The organism is Actinokineospora sp. UV203, assembly GCF_056323665.1.
Map to the genome: position 1 here is coordinate 5,252,771 of NZ_CM150484.1, position 15,878 is coordinate 5,268,648.

Consider the following 15,878-nt stretch of genomic DNA (forward strand, 5'->3'; position numbering starts at 1 on the left):
ACGTTCTAAGATTGCGCGCAAGGAGGTGCCAGGATGAAGCTCGGACTTCAGCTCGGCTACTGGGGCGCGCAGCCGCCCGGCAACGCGGGTGAGCTCGTGGCCGCCGCGGACCGACACGGGTTCGACGCGGTGTTCGCCGCCGAATCGTGGGGGTCGGACGCGTTCACCCCGCTGGCGTGGTGGGGCTCGTCGACCAGTCGCGTCCGGCTGGGCACATCGGTCGCCCAGCTCTCGGCGCGTACACCCACGTCGTGCGCCATGCACGCCCTGACCCTGGACCACCTCAGCGGCGGCCGGGCCATCCTCGGCCTCGGCGTCTCCGGGCCGCAGGTGGTCGAGGGCTGGTACGGGCAGCCGTTCGCCCGCCCGCTGGCCCGCACCCGCGAGTACGTCGACATCATCCGCCGCGTCTTGGCCCGGGAAGCGCCGGTCGTCAGCGGCGGGCCGCACTACCCGCTGCCCTACACCGGCGCGGGCGCCACCGGCCTCGGCAAGCCGCTGCGTCCCATTACTCATCCTCTAAGGGCTGATCTGCCCATTTGGCTCGGCGCCGAAGGCCCGAAGAACGTCGCACTCGCCGCCGAGATCGCCGACGGCTGGCTCGCGGTGTACTTCTCGCTGCGCATGGCCGACCAGTACAACTCCTGGCTCGACGAGGGGTTCGCGACCCCCGGCGCACGGCGTTCCAGGGCGGACTTCGAGGTGGCGGCGGGCGCGCAGGTGATAGTCACCGACGACCCGCCCGCCGCCTACGCGGGGATCAAGCCGATCCTCGCCCTCTACGTCGGCGGCATGGGCGCGCCCGAGCTCAACTTCCACGCCACGCTGTTCCGGCGCATGGGGTACGACGCCGTGGTCGACGAGGTCGGCGAGCGGTTCCGGGCGGGTCGCCGCGACGAGGCCGCCGACGCCATCCCGGATGAGCTGGTCGACGACATCGCGATCATCGGGACCGCCGAGGAGGTGCGCACCCGGATCGGCCAGTGGGCGAAGGCGGGCGTGACGATGCTCGTCGTCGGCTGCGGGTCGACAGCCGAGATTGAGACGCTCGCCGGCCTTGTCGACGGTTGAAACACGTTCTAGATTGGGTGGATGCGCTCGATCGGTCTGTGGAACATCGCCGGAGACACCCCCGACGGTCTCGCGGTCGTCTGCCCGGACGGCCGTGAGATCACCTACGGCGAGCTGACCGCCGCGGCCGACCGCTACGGCAGAGGTCTGCGGGCCATGGGCCTGCGCCCGGGTGACAGTGTGGTCCTGATGCTGCCCAACGGCGCCGACCTGCTCGCGGTGTACTTCGCCGCCATGCAGACCGGGCTCTACGTCGTCATGGCGAACTGGCACCTGGTGGGCGCCGAGGTCGCGTACCTGATCGACGACAGCGGCGCGAAGGCGTTCATCGCCGACGCCCGGTTCGGCGAGACCGCCGCGGATGCCGCCGCGCGCAGCGGACTTCCCGCGCAGGCGCGGTTCGCGGTGGGCGAGGTCGCCGGGTTCCGACCGCTGGACCGGCTTGGCGCCGATGAACCCCCCGGCCGCCCGGATGTCCGCACCCAGGGCTCGCCCATGCTCTACACCTCGGGCACGACCGGCAGGCCGAAGGGCGTGCGCCGCCCGCTCTCCGGGACCGACCCGGACGACGTGCCACCGGCGGCGTCGTGGTTCTTCGGCATCTTCGGGCTCAAGGCCTTCCACCACCACGTGCACCTCTGCGGGTCGCCGCTGTATCACACAGCGGTCATCAACTTCGTGGTCACGTCCCTCCAATTGGGACACTCGGTGGTGCTGATGGACCGCTGGGTGCCAGAGGAGATGCTGCGGCTGATCGAGCGGTACCGGGTCACGCACAGCCACATGGTTCCCACCCAGTTCCACCGGTTGCTCGCGCTCCCGGACGACATTCGGTCGAAATACGACCTCTCCTCGCTGCGCGTGATGATCCATGGCGCCGCGCCGTGTCCGGTCGAGGTCAAACGGCGGATGCTCGACTGGTGGGGGCCGGTCGTGGTCGAGTACTACGCCGCGACCGAGGGCGGCGGCACCACCATCATGGCTGAGGAATGGCTGCGCAAACCCGGATCCGTCGGCCTCCCGTGGCCCGGCTCGACGGTGAAGATCTTCGATGACGACGGTGCCGAGGCGCTGACCGGCACGCCCGGGCTCGTCTACATGCGAATGGGCACCTCGACTTTCGAGTACCACGGCGACGCGGCCAAGACGCGGGCGGCGCGGATCGGGGAGATGTTCACCCTTGGGGACATCGGTTATCTCGATGATGACGGCTACTTGTTCTTGTGCGACCGCAAGAGCGACATGATCATCACCGGCGGCGTCAATGTGTATCCGGCCGAGATCGAGGGCGAGATCTCGTGTCACCCCAAGGTCGCCGACGTCGCGGTCTTCGGCATCCCGCACCCGGACTGGGGTGAGGAGATCAAGGCGGTGGTTCAGCCGGTCGACGGTGTGACCGGATCCGACGAGCTCACCGAGGACATCCTCGCCTTCGCCGCGGGTCGACTTGCGAAGTTCAAATTGCCGCGCACGATCGACTATCTCGCCGAACTTCCGCGCGACCCCAACGGAAAGCTCTACAAGCGGCGACTTCGCGACCCCTACTGGACCGGTAATGAAACCATGATCTGAGCAACTGGGAATGGCAACGGCGGAATGGGGGTGTCGTCCCGGTTCCCTGGCAGTAATCCTTCTCGTGTCGCGATCGCGACACGAGAGGAGTTTCCCCTGCGATGACACTCCAACCAAAATCCGACAGGCGCAAGCGTCTGTTCCTCACCTTGGCCGTGGCGCTGGCCGCCGGTTCCGTCCTGGGAACCAGTGGTTCGGCCGTGGCCGCACCGGACGACGTGCGACCCGCTGTGACTGAGGGCGTCCAGCAGGTTCAGCAGGTCGGCGAGGAACACGCGGCCGATATCCGCATCGGTTATGCCGCGCGCTCCGCGCGGCAGGTGATCAGCAGGCCGGGTTCGGCCTACATCAAGGTGCACTTCGCGTCACTCGCGTTGGCCGATGGCGACCGGGTCACCGTGGCCAACCCGGCGGGCACCGAGGTCCACACCTACAGCGGCGACCCGACGAGGGCCGAGTCCGCCGCCACCGACTCGCTTCACACCAAACAGGGCGACGGTTTCTGGGCGTTGTCGATCACCGGCGACACCGCTGTGGTGACGCTGCACCGGGCGGGCGGCAAGCCGTCCACTTCGGACACCGGGCTGGTCGTCGACAAGTACACCCGCGGCTTCACCGATGAGGAGCAGCTGCAGCGTGACTCCGGCATCCTGTCGGTGTGCGGCACAGACGCCCGCAAGGACGCCGTCTGCTACCAGCAGAGCCACCCCACCGAGTACGCGAAGTCCCGCTCGGTCGCGAAGATCTTGAAGAACGGCGCCTCCCACTGCACTGCGTGGCGTGTCGGCGCGACCAACCGGTTGTTCACCAACAACCACTGCATCGCCAGCGCCACCGAAATGGCGTCCATGGAGATCTGGTTCGACTACGCGTGCGCGACCTGCGGTGGGAACAACCCGAAGCCCGCGGTCAAGGTGACGGGCGCGCAATTCCTGAAGACCAGCGCAAGCCTGGACTACACGCTGTTCTCGGTGAACAACTTCGCGAGCATCGAGTCCTTCGGATACCTGCTGCTGGATGTCCGCGCGCCCGTGCAGAACGAGCGCATCTACATCACCGGCCACGGCAGCGGCGACCCGAACGAGCTGTCCGTCTACGAGGACACTCAGGGCGGCGCCACCTGCGACGTCGACAACCCCCGCAGTGACTCGATCAACATGGGCTACTACTGCGACACCACCGGAGGATCGTCCGGTTCCCCGGTGCTCGCGGCGTCCTCGCACAAGGTGATCGCCCTGCACCACCTGGGCGGCTGCCTCAACGAGGGCACCCGGATCGAGCTGATCTACCCGGAGGTCAAGGACCTCATCGACAACGGCGGCGGCACCGAACCCCCGCCCACGGGTGGCAAGTTCGAGAACACCAACAACGTCAACATTCCGGACAACGGTGCCGCGGTCACCAGCGACGTCACCGTGACCGGCCAGGCGGGCAACGCCCCGTCGACGCTGAAGGTGAACGTCGACATCAAGCACACCTGGCGCGGCGACCTGGTCATCGACCTGGTGGCCCCGGACGGTTCCCTGTACCGCCTGAAGAACTCGTCCAGCAACGACTCTGCGGACAACGTGATCACCACCTACACGGTGAACGCTTCGACGGAGGTCGCGAACGGAACTTGGAAACTCAAGGTTCAGGACGTCGCCTCGTACGACACCGGCTACATCGACGCTTGGAGCGTCCAGTTCTAAGCAACTGACCGTTCAGTCACCCACCCGGTAACCCCGGGTGGGTGACTGAACGGCACCTGCAAAACCCCATGTCAACCTTGACCGGCTGCCACACATGCGGCCGCCCGGGCGGCACGCCCAATCGTCTCGATGGGTGCTCTGGCGCTGCGCAACGCATGACGACGTTCAGTGACGATGAATGCCGTTGTCTGAGTCCGGCCGGGCGCACGACCGCACAGCTGTCGTTCTGGCTGCACATCGGCACCGATGGGTGGGAGCAGACGGCTACGACCGGGGGCCACCGACCAGGGAAGTTCCGGGCAGTCCACGCGGCCTCAACCTCGCGGTTCACCTCAATTCGCGGGAATCCGGCATCCGCGTAACACTCGTCGGCGACAGGAGCGCGGCCATCGAGCACCGATGAGCTGATGGCGGGATTCGCCATCAGGCCGACGCGACGGTCGAGCCGCTGGGCAGGCCGAACAACTGGGCGCATGGATGAGCAATGCTGATTCGGGCCCAGTTCGCGTCGGTGGTGAGCGCGACGGCGGTGATGGTTGTGGCAGTGCGGCGACTGCCCACAGGCGTGGGCTCAGCAGGCCGTGTGAGTTGTTCGTCGGACAGTTGGTGGGCAGTCACCCTCTTGGAAAGGACTGAGTTAGCGACCCTGGAAGTTGGGGACGCGTTTCTCGGCGAAAGCCCCGGGCCCTTCCTTTGCGTCCTGGCTGAGGAATACCTCCACCCCCAGCCGTGCGTCCACTTTGAACGCCTCGTTCTCCGGCATTCCCTCGGTCTCCCGCATCGTCCGCAAGATCGCCTGAACCGCCAAAGGCCCGTTCGCCGCGATCAGTCCCGCGATCTCCAGGGCCTTGTCCAACGCCTGGCCGTCCGGGACCACGTGCCCGATGAGCCCGATGTCACGCGCCTCGGTCGCCGTGATGTGCCTGCCGGTGAGGAGCAGGTCCGCCGCCACCGTGTACGGGATTTGGCGAGGTAGCCGCACCGCTGAGCCGCCCAGGGGGAACAAACCCCACCGGGCCTCCGAGACCCCGAAGCGGGCGCTTTCCCCTGCGATGCGGATGTCTGTGGCTTGAAGGATCTCAGTCCCGCCCGCGATCGCCGGTCCCTCGACCGCCGCGATCAGGGGTTTGGTGAGTCGTCGGCCCTTCAGTAGCGGCTCTATGACCGACAGGTCCCAGCCGCCCGAGGAGAATGAGTCGCCGGGGTGGGTGCTGGTCATGGCCTTGAGGTCGGCGCCTGCGCAGAAAGAACCGCCCGCGCCGGTCAGGATGCAGGCCCGGACGGAATCGTCCTTGTCGACCTGGTCCCACGCCTCCCGCATGATCGCCATCATGGGCCCGGACAAGGCGTTTCTGGCCTCTGGGCGGTTCATCGTCACCACCAGAACCGGGCCTCGTTGTTCGACCAGACAGTGCGGCTGCGCTGAGTCCATCCGAAACCTCCTGGCGACAGGGGATTGTCATGAACGATAACACGTTCTACTTTAAGCCCATGGCGCTCACAATCGCGGATCTTTTCGAGCACGCGGTGGACCTCTTCCCGGAGCGGGTCGCGGTTGCCTGCGGCGAGCACTCCAGGACCTTCGCCGAGCTCGACGCACGGGCCAATCAACTGGCCCATTACCTGGCCGAACAAGGTGTCGGCAAGGGCTCGCACGTCGGGCTCTACGCACGCAACTCGATCGAGGCGATCGAGACCATGGTGGCGGTCTACAAGCTCCGGGCCGTGCCGGTGAACGTCAACTACCGGTACGTCGAGAACGAGTTGCGATATTTGTTCGACAACGCCGACCTCGTCGCCCTCGTCCATGAGCGCCGCTACGCCGAGCGGGTGGCGGCCGTGCTGCCCGACATGCCCAAGCTCAAGACGGTGGTCGTGATCGACGACGACACCGACCTCGACTTCGCGGGTGTCGCCCTGGAGTCCGCTATGGACGGTCGCAAGACCGAGCGGGACTTCGAGGAGCGCAGCCCCGACGACCTGTACATCCTCTACACCGGCGGCACCACCGGCAGCCCCAAGGGCGTCATGTGGCGCCAGGAGGACGTCTGGCGGGTCCTCGGCGGCGGCATCGACTTCCTCTCCGGTGAACCGCTGCCCGACGAGTTCGCCCAGTCCCGCCAAGGGCAGGTGACCGGCGGGCTGACCAGGCTCGCGTGCGCACCCCTGATCCACGGCGCCGCGCAATGGGCCGCGCTCGCGGCGATGTTCGCGGGCGACACCGTGGTGCTGCTTCCGACCTTCGACGCGCACGAAGTGTGGAAGGCGATCACGCGCCACCAGGTCCGGGTCGTGACTCTGGTCGGCGACGCCATGGCCCGCCCGGTCATCGAGGCCTTCCACGAGGGCGACTACGACGCCTCCTCGCTGCTCGCGATCTCCAGCCACGCCGCGCTGTTCTCCGCATCGGTCAAGCAGCAGTACATCGAGACGCTGCCCAACGTGGTGATCACCGACGCCATCGGCTCCTCGGAATCCGGCTTCAACGGGATCGGCATGGTCGTCAAGGGCGCCGAGCCCTCCACCGGCGGCCCCCGGGTGCGCCGAGGTCCGAACGTGCTGGTCATCGACGAGGACAACCAGCCGGTCAAGCCGGGGGAGACCGGCCGCCTCGCCCGCGGCGGACACGTCCCGCTTGGCTACTACAAGGACCCCGAGAAGAGCGCGACGATCTTCGTCGAGATCGACGGCAAGCGCTACGTCGTGCCCGGCGACTACGCCCGGCTCGAGGACGACGACACCGTCACCCTCCTCGGCCGCGGCAACATGTGCGTCAACACCGGCGGCGAGAAGGTCTTCCCCGAGGAGGTCGAGGGCGCGCTCAAGGCGTACCCGGACGTCTTCGACGCGCTGGTCATCGGCGTCTCCGACGACCGGCTGGGGCAGCGGGTCGCCGCCGTCGTGCAGGTCCGGCCGGGCGCCGAACCCGACTTCGAGGCGATCAGCGCCCACATGCACCACGAGCTGGCAGGCTACAAGGCCCCGCGGAGTATGTGGATCGTCGATGAGGTCGGTCGACTGGCCAGCGGCAAACCGGACTACCGGTGGGCCAAGGCGCACGCGGCCGAGCACGACCCGACCTGGGCCGCCGCGCCCGCCCGCACCTGAGGAGGCGCCTGATGCGAACGGTCCTCTGCGACACCCTCGGCATCGAGCACCCGATCGTCGGGTTCACCCCGTCCGAACACGTCGCCGCCGCGATCAGCCGTGCGGGCGGACTCGGCGTCCTGGGCTGCGTGCGCTTCAACGACCCGGAGGAGCTTGACGCCGTCCTCGACTGGATGGACGCCAACTGCGACGGCAAGCCCTACGGTGTCGACATCGTCATGCCCGCGAAGGTGCCGACCGAGGGCACCCAGATCGACCTGGATTCCCTTATCCCGCAAGCGCACCGCGAGTTCGTCGACAACACCCTGCGCAAGCTGGGCGTGCCGCCGCTGCCCGAGGACGAGGCTTCCGGCGCGGGCGTCCTCGGCTGGCTGCACTCGGTCGCCCGGTCGCATGTGGACGTCGCGATGAAACACCCGATCGCCCTCATCGCCAACGCGCTCGGCTCGCCCCCGCCCGACGTGATCGAGCAGGCGCACCGCGGCGGCGTGCCCGTCGCGGCCCTCGCGGGCAAGGCCGAACACGCCGTGCGGCACGTCGACAACGGCGTGGACTTGGTGGTGGCGCAGGGATACGAGGCGGGCGGGCACACCGGCGAGATCGCGTCCATGGTGCTGATTCCGGAGATCGTCGCCGCCGTCGGCGACCGCGTGCCCGTGCTCGCGGCGGGCGGGATCGGGTCCGGCAGGCAGATCGCCGCGGCCCTGGCCCTCGGCGCGGTGGGCGCGTGGATGGGCTCGTACTGGCTGGCGACCAAGGAATATCAGGAGCTCAGCTCCGCGGGCACGCTGCAACAGGCGCTCGTCCGCGCGACGTCGAGCGACACCGTGCGCTCGCGCGTCTACACCGGCAAACCCGCGCGGCTGCTCAAGAACCAGTGGACCCAGGCGTGGGCCGAGGCCGACGCCCCGGCGCCGCTGCCGATGCCGCTGCAGAACCTGCTGGTCAGCGAGGCGCACCAGCGGATGATGCGCGCGGGCGACCCGTCGGTGCTGGCCATGCCGGTCGGCCAGATCGTCGGCTCGATGAACGAGATCCGCGCGGTGGCCGACGTGATGACCGAACTGGTGGACGACCTGGACGCCACCCTCTCCCACCTCAGTGAGCTGCGACTTAACTAGCCCTTTCAGTGCAGGACGGTCCTCGGGTTCGCCCGTTCGGCCGATTGTTCCCCATCACAGCTCGGGTTAGCTCAAAAACCGGAAGCTGCACTCAGTCGGTGAATCTTCACCACTGAGCGGCTGTGGGCGCGCGGCACCCACTGACCGAACCGAGGCGGTCCGGGAACCCCCGGACCCGCCTCGGTCTATCGCGTCGTTACCGCCAGCACCCGCTCAGCCGCCGCTCTTGCGGCGGAAGGTGCGCTTGCCACCCTGCTTGCCGTGCGCGTCGCCGACCTTGGAGCCGGCGTTGGCGTGGCCTTCGCCGCTTTGCGACTTGGCCTGCTTGCGCTCCAGCGCCTCACGGAACTTGCTCTTGAGGTCCTTCGGCTCCGCGCCGTCCTCGGATTCAGGCTGCTCCGGTTGCTCGGACATACGGACCTCCACGTTTCGCGGTGTTGGTGGGGTCAGCCTCGCACGGTCACCGCGTCGGGTCGACTCGATTTGGCGGGGTCCCCACACCCATGTCCCCACTCTAACGGCCGGTCACGGCCCTTCCGACGCCGCCTTCACTCCTTCTGCCTCCATCACCAGGTAGCGGTCGGTCAGCCCGGCGGCCACCTTGCCGATCAGCTTGCCGAGCGGCCCGCTCTGCTCGACGGTCGCGCTCATCAGCGTTCCGTGTTCGTGCGGTTGCACCGTGTGGGTGGCGACCGTCTTGACCAACGGGGCCGTCGACGTCCACGTCCACGAGCGGCCCTCGTCGAGGGCGGTGACGGTCCAGACGGCGGTCGGCAGCTTCGGCTGCTTGATCCGGACCCGCTGGGCCAGGTGCGGCGGCCCGGGGTCGAGGAGGGTGACGGCGGTGACCGACGCGGTCCACTCCGGCCAGCGGGCGAGGTCGGTGTAGACCGCCCAGACCCGTTCCGGTGGGGCGTCGATGATGATCGAGGTTCGGAACAGCATGGCATCGACAGTAGCCACACCCGAAGCGTCCGAACCGATTTCGGAGGCGTGGCCTGCGTGATCGTTCCGGGAGGCGAAGCGTTACCCTATGTCGCCGGAGGGAACGGGTGAAACTGGTCGACCACATCGCATGCGTAGCGGCGCTGACCGGCTGCGTTGATCATGATCCGGCGGCGCTGGCCGCCGACGAGCACCTGCGGTTCGATTGGTACCGCGACGCCCGGCCACAGGATGAGCGCGCGTTCCTGGAAGCCGTGCTTCGGGATCCGGACAAGGCGATGGCGGTGTCCGCGGTCGCGGTCCGGATCGGGGCCATGGCGACCGCCGCCGGCGACTTCTGCGCCTGGGCCGAGAAAGTCGCGCCCGCGTTGGCGCACAACAGTTTCCTCCGCGACCGCTTGGCCGAGTGGCGATTGGTCCGTGAGGTGTTCGAGGGCAGGCCGGTGAACCCGGACGTCGTGCTCTCGGCCTCGGACTGGGCGCAGCGCAAGCTCGCGGCGGTGGTCGACGGCGAACTGCTCATGCTGCTGGCCGAACACGGTCGGACCAGGCGCGTGCGGGCGATGACCCGGATCCCCCGCCCCGCCCGCCCCCGCGACGCCGCCACCCTCCCACCGCTGCGCAGGCACTGAGGTAAGGGAATGCCGCCGGGCAGATCACGCCCGCACCCGAACAGGCACCCGCAAGCTAAGGCGTAGCCAAGACAGCGCCGAGTTTGCGCAGGTGGTCGGTAGCGCCGCCCAGTGTGAACTCCAGCCGCTTCGCCGCCGTGAAGTACCGATGCAGCCGGTGATCCATATCGATCCCGACCCCGCCATGAACATGCACAGCCGTGTGCGCGACACGGTGGCCGGCGTCGGCGGTCCAGAACTTCGCGGTGGCCACCTCCGCCGAAGCGCCCAGTCCTTCGCTCAGCCGCCAAGCCGCCTGCCACAGGGTGAGCCGCACCGCCTCCACGTCGATATAAGCGTCCGCCAGTCGCTGGGTGACGGCCTGGAACGTGCCGATAGGCCGCCCGAACTGGACTCGCTCGCCCGCGTACGCCGCCGTGAGTCGCAGCGCCTCGGCCAGTACTCCGACCGCTTCCGCGCAGGTCAGGACGGTCAGCCGATCGGTCACCCAGTCCGCCGCGTCCGGCAGAATCTGCTCCGGTGTCACGTCGGCCAGCGTCACCACCAGCGCGGTGCCGTCGACCAGATCCTGCATCGCGGTGCGAGCCCCGGCTTCCGTAGCCCGCACCACGAACGCGTCCGCGCCGGCGGTCACCACGAACGTCTCCCCGGTCGGCACGAGCGTCTTGGTCCCGTTGAGCCGCCCGTTCGAGAAGGTCACCGGGTCGAGCGGGTCGTCGGTCACCGCGCACGTCAACGCCGTGTCCACCCGGCGCTGGTCGCCGAACTCGGCGATCGCCGACGCGGCCACCGAGAAAGCCGCGTACGGGACCTGGGCGGCCGCGCGGCCGAGTTCGATGGCGACCGAGCACTGTTCGAGCAGGCCGAAACCGCCGCCGCCCACCGACTCCGGCAGCGCGGCCATCAGCACCCCGGACTCGTCCAACAACGTCCACAGTGGACGATCACTGGCGGCCAGGGTGCGCACGAGGCCGGACAGGTCGTCCTGGGCCTCGGAGAAGGCGAAGTCCATCGAAGTCCTTCCAGTTCAGCGGCGCGCGGGCGGCAGGCCCAGGCCGACGGTCGCCACGATGTCGCGCTGCACCTCGTTGGTGCCGCCGCCGAAGGTCAGGATCAGCGACGACCGGTGCATCCGCTCGATCCGGCCGCGCAGCACCGCGCCGGGGGAACCCGCGCGGACCGGCCCCGCCGGGCCGAGCACCTCCATGAGCAGCCGGTAGGCCTCGGTGGCGAACTCGGTGCCGAACACCTTCGTCGCCGAGGCGTCCGCCGGGCTGATCGCTTTGCCGACGCCCCAGGCGATCTTCCAGTTGACCAGCTTGAGGAACTCCGCCTTCGCGTGCACCCGGGCGAGGTGGACCTGGACCCACTCCTGGTCGATCACCCGGTCGCCGGTCGGCAGCTTCGTCTCCCGCGCCCACTCGAGCACCTCGCGCAGGGCGTTCTGGACCGGGGCGGCCGAGGTGAGCGCGACCCGCTCGTGGTTGAGCTGGTTGGTGATCAGCTTCCAGCCCTCGTGCTCGGTGCCGACCAGCGAGGACGCGGGCACCCGCACATCGGAGTAGTACGTCGCGCTGGTGCCCGGTCCCGCCATGGTGCGCACCGGCGTCCACGAGAAGCCCGGGGTGTCGACCGGGACGATCAGGATCGACAACCCCTTGTGCTTGGCCGCCTCCGGGTCCGTGCGGCAGGCCAGCCACAGGTAATCGGCGTACTGGATAAGGCTGGTCCACATCTTCTGGCCGTTGATGACGTACTCGTCCCCGTCGCGCACCGCTCGGGTGCGCAGCGCGGCGAGGTCGGTGCCCGCTTCAGGTTCGGAGTAGCCGATCGAGAAGTGCAGCTCCCCGCGCGCGATCCGGGGGAGGAAGAACGCCTTCTGCTCGGGCGTGCCGTATTTCATGATCGTCGGCCCGATGGTGTTGATGGTCAGGAACGGCACGGGCGCACCGGCGATGGCGGCTTCGTCGGTGAAGATGAGCTGGTCGAGCATCGAGCCGTCGCGGCCGCCGTGCTCACTGGGCCAGCCGAGCGCGAGCCAGCCGTCCGCGCCCATCTGGCGCACGACCGCCTTGTAGACGTCGCCGCTGCCGTACTCGCCGCCGGAGTTCGTCAGCGCCTGGCGCCGCTCCGGGGTCATCAGCTCGGCGAAGTAGGCCCGCAGTTCGGCGCGCAGCCGAACCTGTTCGGGAGTGTAGGTGATCCGCATGCGTTCTCCCCTCTGGCTGGAACGCGTTCCAATCGAAGATAGCAGCTAACATGGAACACGTTCTCTATTCGTTCTGGAGGCTGTCGTGCGTATCGATGTCGATCGTGACCAGTGTGAGGCCAACGGGCTGTGCGTGAACGTCGCGCCGGACTACTTCGAGCTCGACGATGACGACGAATTGCTGGTCAAACAGCCTGAAGACGCCGAGGCGGACCGCCCACGGCTCGTTCAGGCCGTGGCGTCGTGCCCGAAGGTGGCTCTGACTTTGCGCGACTGACGGGGGTTGCCTAAAACGAGAACAGATTCTAGTCTGGCGTTCCATTCACCCCCGGTGCCGAGGGAGATGCCTGTGGACGCCGTGAGCCTCGACGGCAAGGTCGCCGTGGTCACCGGCGCGGGCGCCGGACTCGGCCGGGCGGAGGCGCTGGCCCTCGCGGCCGCGGGCGCCGACGTGGTGGTCAACGACATCCCGGGCGGTCCAGGCGGCGGCGTTGTCGACGAGATCGAAGCGCTGGGCGGCAAGGCGGTGCTGGTCGAGGGTGACGTCTCCGAGCGGGCGACCGCCGACGCGTTGACCCTGGCCGCGCTCGACCGTGGCGGGCTCGACATCGTGGTCAACAACGCCGGCCTGTTGCGCGACAAGATGCTGTTCTCGATGTCCGACGACGACTGGGACCTCGTGCTCAAGGTCCACCTGCGCGGCCATTTCCTGCTCTCCCGCAACGCTTCCGCGCACTGGCGTGCCGAGTCCAAAGCCAAAGGCGGACCCGTCTACGCGCGGATCGTCAACACCGCGTCGGAGGCGTTCCTCGTCGGGTCGGCCGGTCAGGCGAACTACGCCGCCGCCAAGGCCGGGATCGTCGCGCTGACCCTGGCCACCGCGCGCGGCCTGGAGCGCTACGGCGTCCGGGTCAACGCGATCTGCCCGCGCGCCCGCACGGCGATGACCGCGCAGGTGTTCGGCGAGGCCCCCGCGGACGGTCTTGACCCGCTCTCGCCCGAGCATGTCGCGCCGCTGGTCGTCTACCTCGCCTCGCCTGCCGCGCAGGCGGTGAGCGGTCAGGTGTTCGTCGTGCACGGCGGCATGGTGGCGCTGCTGGCCGCACCGGTCGTCGAGCGCCGGTTCGACTCCGACCGCTGGACCCCCGCCGCGCTGGCCGCCGAAGTCGGCGGCTACTTCGCCGACCGGGATCCCAGGCTTTCCTTCGCCGCCAACGACATCCTCAAGCTCGGCCAGGAGGCGCAGTGACCCTCTCCTTGCTCTCCCATGTGGGACGGCTGCCCGACCAGGGCATCCTCATCGACGGCCAGTGGCGGCCCGCCGCCGACGGTGCGTCGTGGACCCACACCCACCCGGCGACCGGGGAGACGATCGGCAGCTTCCCGATCGCCACCGAGTCCGATGTGGACAAGGCGGTGCACGCCGCCCGCATCGCCTTCGACGAGGGCCCCTGGCCGCGTTCGCGGGCGGGTCAGCGGATCAAGCTGCTGCACCGCTACGCGGATCTGCTGCGCGCCAACGCCGACGAGTTGCGCAGGTTGCAGGCGCTCGACAACGGTGTCCCGCTGTCCTTCGCGGGGATCTACGCGACGTCGGTCGAGGCCGCCGCGGACGTGTTCGAGCACCACGCGGGCTGGATCGACAAGGTGGGCGGCGAGACCCTGCCGCCGTATCAGGGTGGCGACCACCTCGCGATGACCTTCCGCGAGCCGATCGGCGTGGTCGCGGCGATCCTGCCGTGGAACGCTCCTTTCCTGCTCTACGCCCAGAAAGTCGCGCCCGCGCTGGCGGCGGGCTGCACCGTGGTGCTCAAGCCGTCGGAGTTCGCCACGTTCACCGTGCTGCGTATGGTGGAGCTGCTGGTCGAGGCGGGCTTGCCGGACGGCGTGCTCAACGTCGTCACCGGCCCGGGCAACCCGACCGGCGAAGCCCTCGTCACGCATCGGTTGGTGGACAAGGTCAGCTTCACCGGCAGCCGCGTGGTGGGCAGGCACATCATCGAGGCGTCGGCGGGCACGCTCAAGCGGGTCTCGCTGGAACTCGGCGGCAAGAGCCCGACCCTGGTGTTCCCGGACGCGCCGGATGTCGGCCTCGCCGCGATGACCACGATGGGCACCGTCACCATGGGTCTGTCCGGCCAGGCCTGCGTCGCGCACACCCGGGCGTTGGTGCACCGCGATGTCTATGACGACTTCCTCAACGCCGCCCAACTTCTCGCCGGAATGATCACCTACGGCGACCCGTTCGACCCGGCCGTTCTTTCCGCGCCGCTGATCAATTCGAAGCAGCTCGACCGCGTCCTGGGCTACATCGAGCGCGGCAAGGACAGCGGCGCCCGGCTCGTCGCGGGCGGATCCCGGGTGGATGGGGACCTGGCTGGGGGCAACTTCGTGCAGCCCACGATCTTCGCCGACGTGGACAACACCGCCGAACTCGCGCAGGAGGAGATCTTCGGCCCGGTCCTCGCGGTCGTGCCGTTCACCGACGAGGACGAAGCCATCCGGCTGGCCAACGCCACGGCGTACGGCCTTGGCGCTGGGATCTACACGACCGACAACCGTCGAGCCTTCCGGGTGGCCCGCGCGTTGCGGGCGGGAACCGTGGGCATCAACGGGTTCCAGGTCGAGCCGCACCTGCCCTTCGGCGGCTTCAAACAGTCCGGCCTCGGCCGCGAGGGCGGCCGCTCCGCGTACGAGGCGTACACGGAGCTGAAGACGGTTCTCATGCCCCTGACCGACGAACTGATGTAGGAGTAGTCCATATGGGACGGTTGGACGGGAAGGTCGCGCTCATCACGGGTGCGGCTCGCGGGCAGGGCGCGGCGGCGGCGCGGCGGTTCGTCGCCGAGGGCGCCAAGGTGATCCTCGCCGATGTGCTCGACGACGAGGGCAAGACGCTCGCCGACGATCTCGGTGACAACGCGTACTTCCGTCATCTCGATGTGTCCGAAGAGGACGAGTGGGCGGACGCGGTGGCCGACGCGACCGGGCGGTTCGGCCCGATCACGGTGCTGGTGAACAACGCGGGCATTCTGCACTTCAGCCCGCTCGTGGACACCAAGCTCGCCGACTACGAGCGGATCATCCGGGTCAACCAGTTCGGCTGCTTCCTCGGCATGCGCGCGGTGGCGCCGGGGATGATCGCGGCCAAGGAAGGCTCGATCGTCAACCTGTCCTCCATCGAAGGTCTGGCGGCGGCGAAGATGGTGATCGCCTACACGGCGAGCAAGTTCGCCGTTCGTGGGATGACGAAGGTGGCCGCCATGGAACTCGGCGAGCACGGCATCCGGGTCAACTCCGTGCACCCCGGCGTGATCGACACCCAGATGCTGCCGACCGCGCTGGGCGGGATCGAGGTCGACACCAGCCGGATCGGCAAGCGGGTCGCCCTCCAGCGCAACGGCCAGGCCGAGGAGATCGCGAACCTCGTGCTGTTCCTGGCCAGTGACGAGAGTTCCTACTGCACCGGCGCCGAGTTCGTCGCGGACGGTGGCGCCACGACTACGCACGCCCTGTCCTTCTAGTACAT

15 protein-coding genes are annotated in these 15,878 nt (G+C 68.6%); 10 read left to right on the forward strand and 5 right to left on the reverse strand.

The genetic code is table 11. The annotated features are described in order from the left end of the window. The first annotated feature begins 33 nt into the window (after nucleotides 1–33). The 3 genes from ACUZ2Y_RS25255 (at nucleotide 34) to ACUZ2Y_RS25265 (ending at nucleotide 4,334) form a co-directional block, all read left to right on the forward strand. Nucleotides 34–1,071, forward strand: coding sequence for an LLM class F420-dependent oxidoreductase (locus tag ACUZ2Y_RS25255; RefSeq protein ID WP_476323287.1), 1,038 nt, complete (start codon nucleotides 34–36; stop codon nucleotides 1,069–1,071). 21 nt (nucleotides 1,072–1,092) lie between these two features. After that, entirely contained in the window at nucleotides 1,093–2,643 is a 1,551-nt protein-coding gene (locus ACUZ2Y_RS25260) for an acyl-CoA synthetase (protein ID WP_476323290.1), read from the forward strand. Between the two features lie 101 nt (nucleotides 2,644–2,744). Next, nucleotides 2,745–4,334, forward strand: a complete 1,590-nt coding sequence (locus tag ACUZ2Y_RS25265) for a proprotein convertase P-domain-containing protein (protein ID WP_476323293.1) — start codon at nucleotides 2,745–2,747, stop codon at nucleotides 4,332–4,334. Between the two features lie 637 nt (nucleotides 4,335–4,971). On the opposite strand, the gene ACUZ2Y_RS25270 is transcribed toward ACUZ2Y_RS25265, so the two are convergent. Continuing rightward, a complete protein-coding gene (locus ACUZ2Y_RS25270) occupies nucleotides 4,972–5,766 on the reverse strand; it encodes a crotonase/enoyl-CoA hydratase family protein (protein WP_476323296.1) in 795 nt (264 codons plus the stop codon). A 59-nt stretch (nucleotides 5,767–5,825) separates the two neighbouring features. On the opposite strand from ACUZ2Y_RS25270, the gene ACUZ2Y_RS25275 reads away from it, so the two are divergent. After that, nucleotides 5,826–7,442: an acyl-CoA synthetase gene (locus ACUZ2Y_RS25275; protein WP_476323299.1), complete on the forward strand. Its 1,617-nt coding sequence runs from the start codon at nucleotides 5,826–5,828 to the stop codon at nucleotides 7,440–7,442. Nucleotides 7,443–7,453: 11 nt separating this feature from the next. Continuing rightward, nucleotides 7,454–8,563, forward strand: coding sequence for an NAD(P)H-dependent flavin oxidoreductase (locus ACUZ2Y_RS25280; protein WP_476323302.1), 1,110 nt, complete (start codon nucleotides 7,454–7,456; stop codon nucleotides 8,561–8,563). A 213-nt stretch (nucleotides 8,564–8,776) separates the two neighbouring features. Here ACUZ2Y_RS25280 and ACUZ2Y_RS25285 read toward each other — a convergent pair whose 3' ends face one another. After that, the gene (locus ACUZ2Y_RS25285) at nucleotides 8,777–8,977 is read right to left on the reverse strand and encodes a DUF5302 domain-containing protein (protein ID WP_091381859.1); all 201 of its coding nucleotides are present in this window, start codon (nucleotides 8,975–8,977) and stop codon (nucleotides 8,777–8,779) included. A 111-nt stretch (nucleotides 8,978–9,088) separates the two neighbouring features. After that, nucleotides 9,089–9,526, reverse strand: a complete 438-nt coding sequence (locus ACUZ2Y_RS25290; RefSeq protein WP_476323305.1) for an SRPBCC family protein — start codon at nucleotides 9,524–9,526, stop codon at nucleotides 9,089–9,091. A gap of 89 nt (nucleotides 9,527–9,615) precedes the next feature. On the opposite strand from ACUZ2Y_RS25290, the gene ACUZ2Y_RS25295 reads away from it, so the two are divergent. Next, nucleotides 9,616–10,140: a hypothetical protein gene (locus ACUZ2Y_RS25295; RefSeq protein ID WP_476323308.1), complete on the forward strand. Its 525-nt coding sequence runs from the start codon at nucleotides 9,616–9,618 to the stop codon at nucleotides 10,138–10,140. 55 nt (nucleotides 10,141–10,195) lie between these two features. Here ACUZ2Y_RS25295 and ACUZ2Y_RS25300 read toward each other — a convergent pair whose 3' ends face one another. Then, nucleotides 10,196–11,152, reverse strand: coding sequence for an acyl-CoA dehydrogenase family protein (locus ACUZ2Y_RS25300; RefSeq protein WP_476323311.1), 957 nt, complete (start codon nucleotides 11,150–11,152; stop codon nucleotides 10,196–10,198). 15 nt (nucleotides 11,153–11,167) lie between these two features. Beyond that, nucleotides 11,168–12,349, reverse strand: coding sequence for an acyl-CoA dehydrogenase family protein (locus ACUZ2Y_RS25305; protein WP_476323314.1), 1,182 nt, complete (start codon nucleotides 12,347–12,349; stop codon nucleotides 11,168–11,170). Between the two features lie 85 nt (nucleotides 12,350–12,434). Here ACUZ2Y_RS25305 and ACUZ2Y_RS25310 point away from each other — a divergent pair, with 85 nt between their 5' ends. The 4 genes from ACUZ2Y_RS25310 (at nucleotide 12,435) to ACUZ2Y_RS25325 (ending at nucleotide 15,873) form a co-directional block, all read left to right on the forward strand. Continuing rightward, nucleotides 12,435–12,626: a ferredoxin gene (locus ACUZ2Y_RS25310; protein WP_476323317.1), complete on the forward strand. Its 192-nt coding sequence runs from the start codon at nucleotides 12,435–12,437 to the stop codon at nucleotides 12,624–12,626. An 81-nt stretch (nucleotides 12,627–12,707) separates the two neighbouring features. Further along, entirely contained in the window at nucleotides 12,708–13,598 is an 891-nt protein-coding gene (locus tag ACUZ2Y_RS25315; protein WP_476332066.1) for a 3-oxoacyl-ACP reductase, read from the forward strand. Then, nucleotides 13,595–15,100 carry an aldehyde dehydrogenase family protein gene (locus tag ACUZ2Y_RS25320; RefSeq protein ID WP_476323320.1) on the forward strand — a complete coding sequence of 502 codons (1,506 nt, stop codon included), beginning with the start codon at nucleotides 13,595–13,597 and terminating at the stop codon, nucleotides 15,098–15,100. The genes ACUZ2Y_RS25315 and ACUZ2Y_RS25320 overlap by 4 nt, the downstream gene beginning before the upstream one ends. 11 nt (nucleotides 15,101–15,111) lie before the next feature. After that, nucleotides 15,112–15,873, forward strand: coding sequence for a glucose 1-dehydrogenase (locus ACUZ2Y_RS25325; protein ID WP_476323323.1), 762 nt, complete (start codon nucleotides 15,112–15,114; stop codon nucleotides 15,871–15,873). Nucleotides 15,874–15,878: the final 5 nt, after the last annotated feature.

Excerpts from the sequence above, each read along its gene's own strand:
- ACUZ2Y_RS25255 (WP_476323287.1), top strand. The coding sequence starts at position 34 with ATGAAGCTCGGACTTCAGCTCGGCTACTGGGGCGCGCAGCCGCCCGGC.
- ACUZ2Y_RS25260 (WP_476323290.1), top strand. The coding sequence starts at position 1,093 with ATGCGCTCGATCGGTCTGTGGAACATCGCCGGAGACACCCCCGACGGT.
- ACUZ2Y_RS25265 (WP_476323293.1), top strand. The coding sequence starts at position 2,745 with ATGACACTCCAACCAAAATCCGACAGGCGCAAGCGTCTGTTCCTCACC.
- ACUZ2Y_RS25270 (WP_476323296.1), bottom strand. The coding sequence starts at position 5,766 with ATGGACTCAGCGCAGCCGCACTGTCTGGTCGAACAACGAGGCCCGGTT.
- ACUZ2Y_RS25275 (WP_476323299.1), top strand. The coding sequence starts at position 5,826 with ATGGCGCTCACAATCGCGGATCTTTTCGAGCACGCGGTGGACCTCTTC.
- ACUZ2Y_RS25280 (WP_476323302.1), top strand. The coding sequence starts at position 7,454 with ATGCGAACGGTCCTCTGCGACACCCTCGGCATCGAGCACCCGATCGTC.
- ACUZ2Y_RS25285 (WP_091381859.1), bottom strand. The coding sequence starts at position 8,977 with ATGTCCGAGCAACCGGAGCAGCCTGAATCCGAGGACGGCGCGGAGCCG.
- ACUZ2Y_RS25300 (WP_476323311.1), bottom strand. The coding sequence starts at position 11,152 with ATGGACTTCGCCTTCTCCGAGGCCCAGGACGACCTGTCCGGCCTCGTG.
- ACUZ2Y_RS25305 (WP_476323314.1), bottom strand. The coding sequence starts at position 12,349 with ATGCGGATCACCTACACTCCCGAACAGGTTCGGCTGCGCGCCGAACTG.
- ACUZ2Y_RS25325 (WP_476323323.1), top strand. The coding sequence starts at position 15,112 with ATGGGACGGTTGGACGGGAAGGTCGCGCTCATCACGGGTGCGGCTCGC.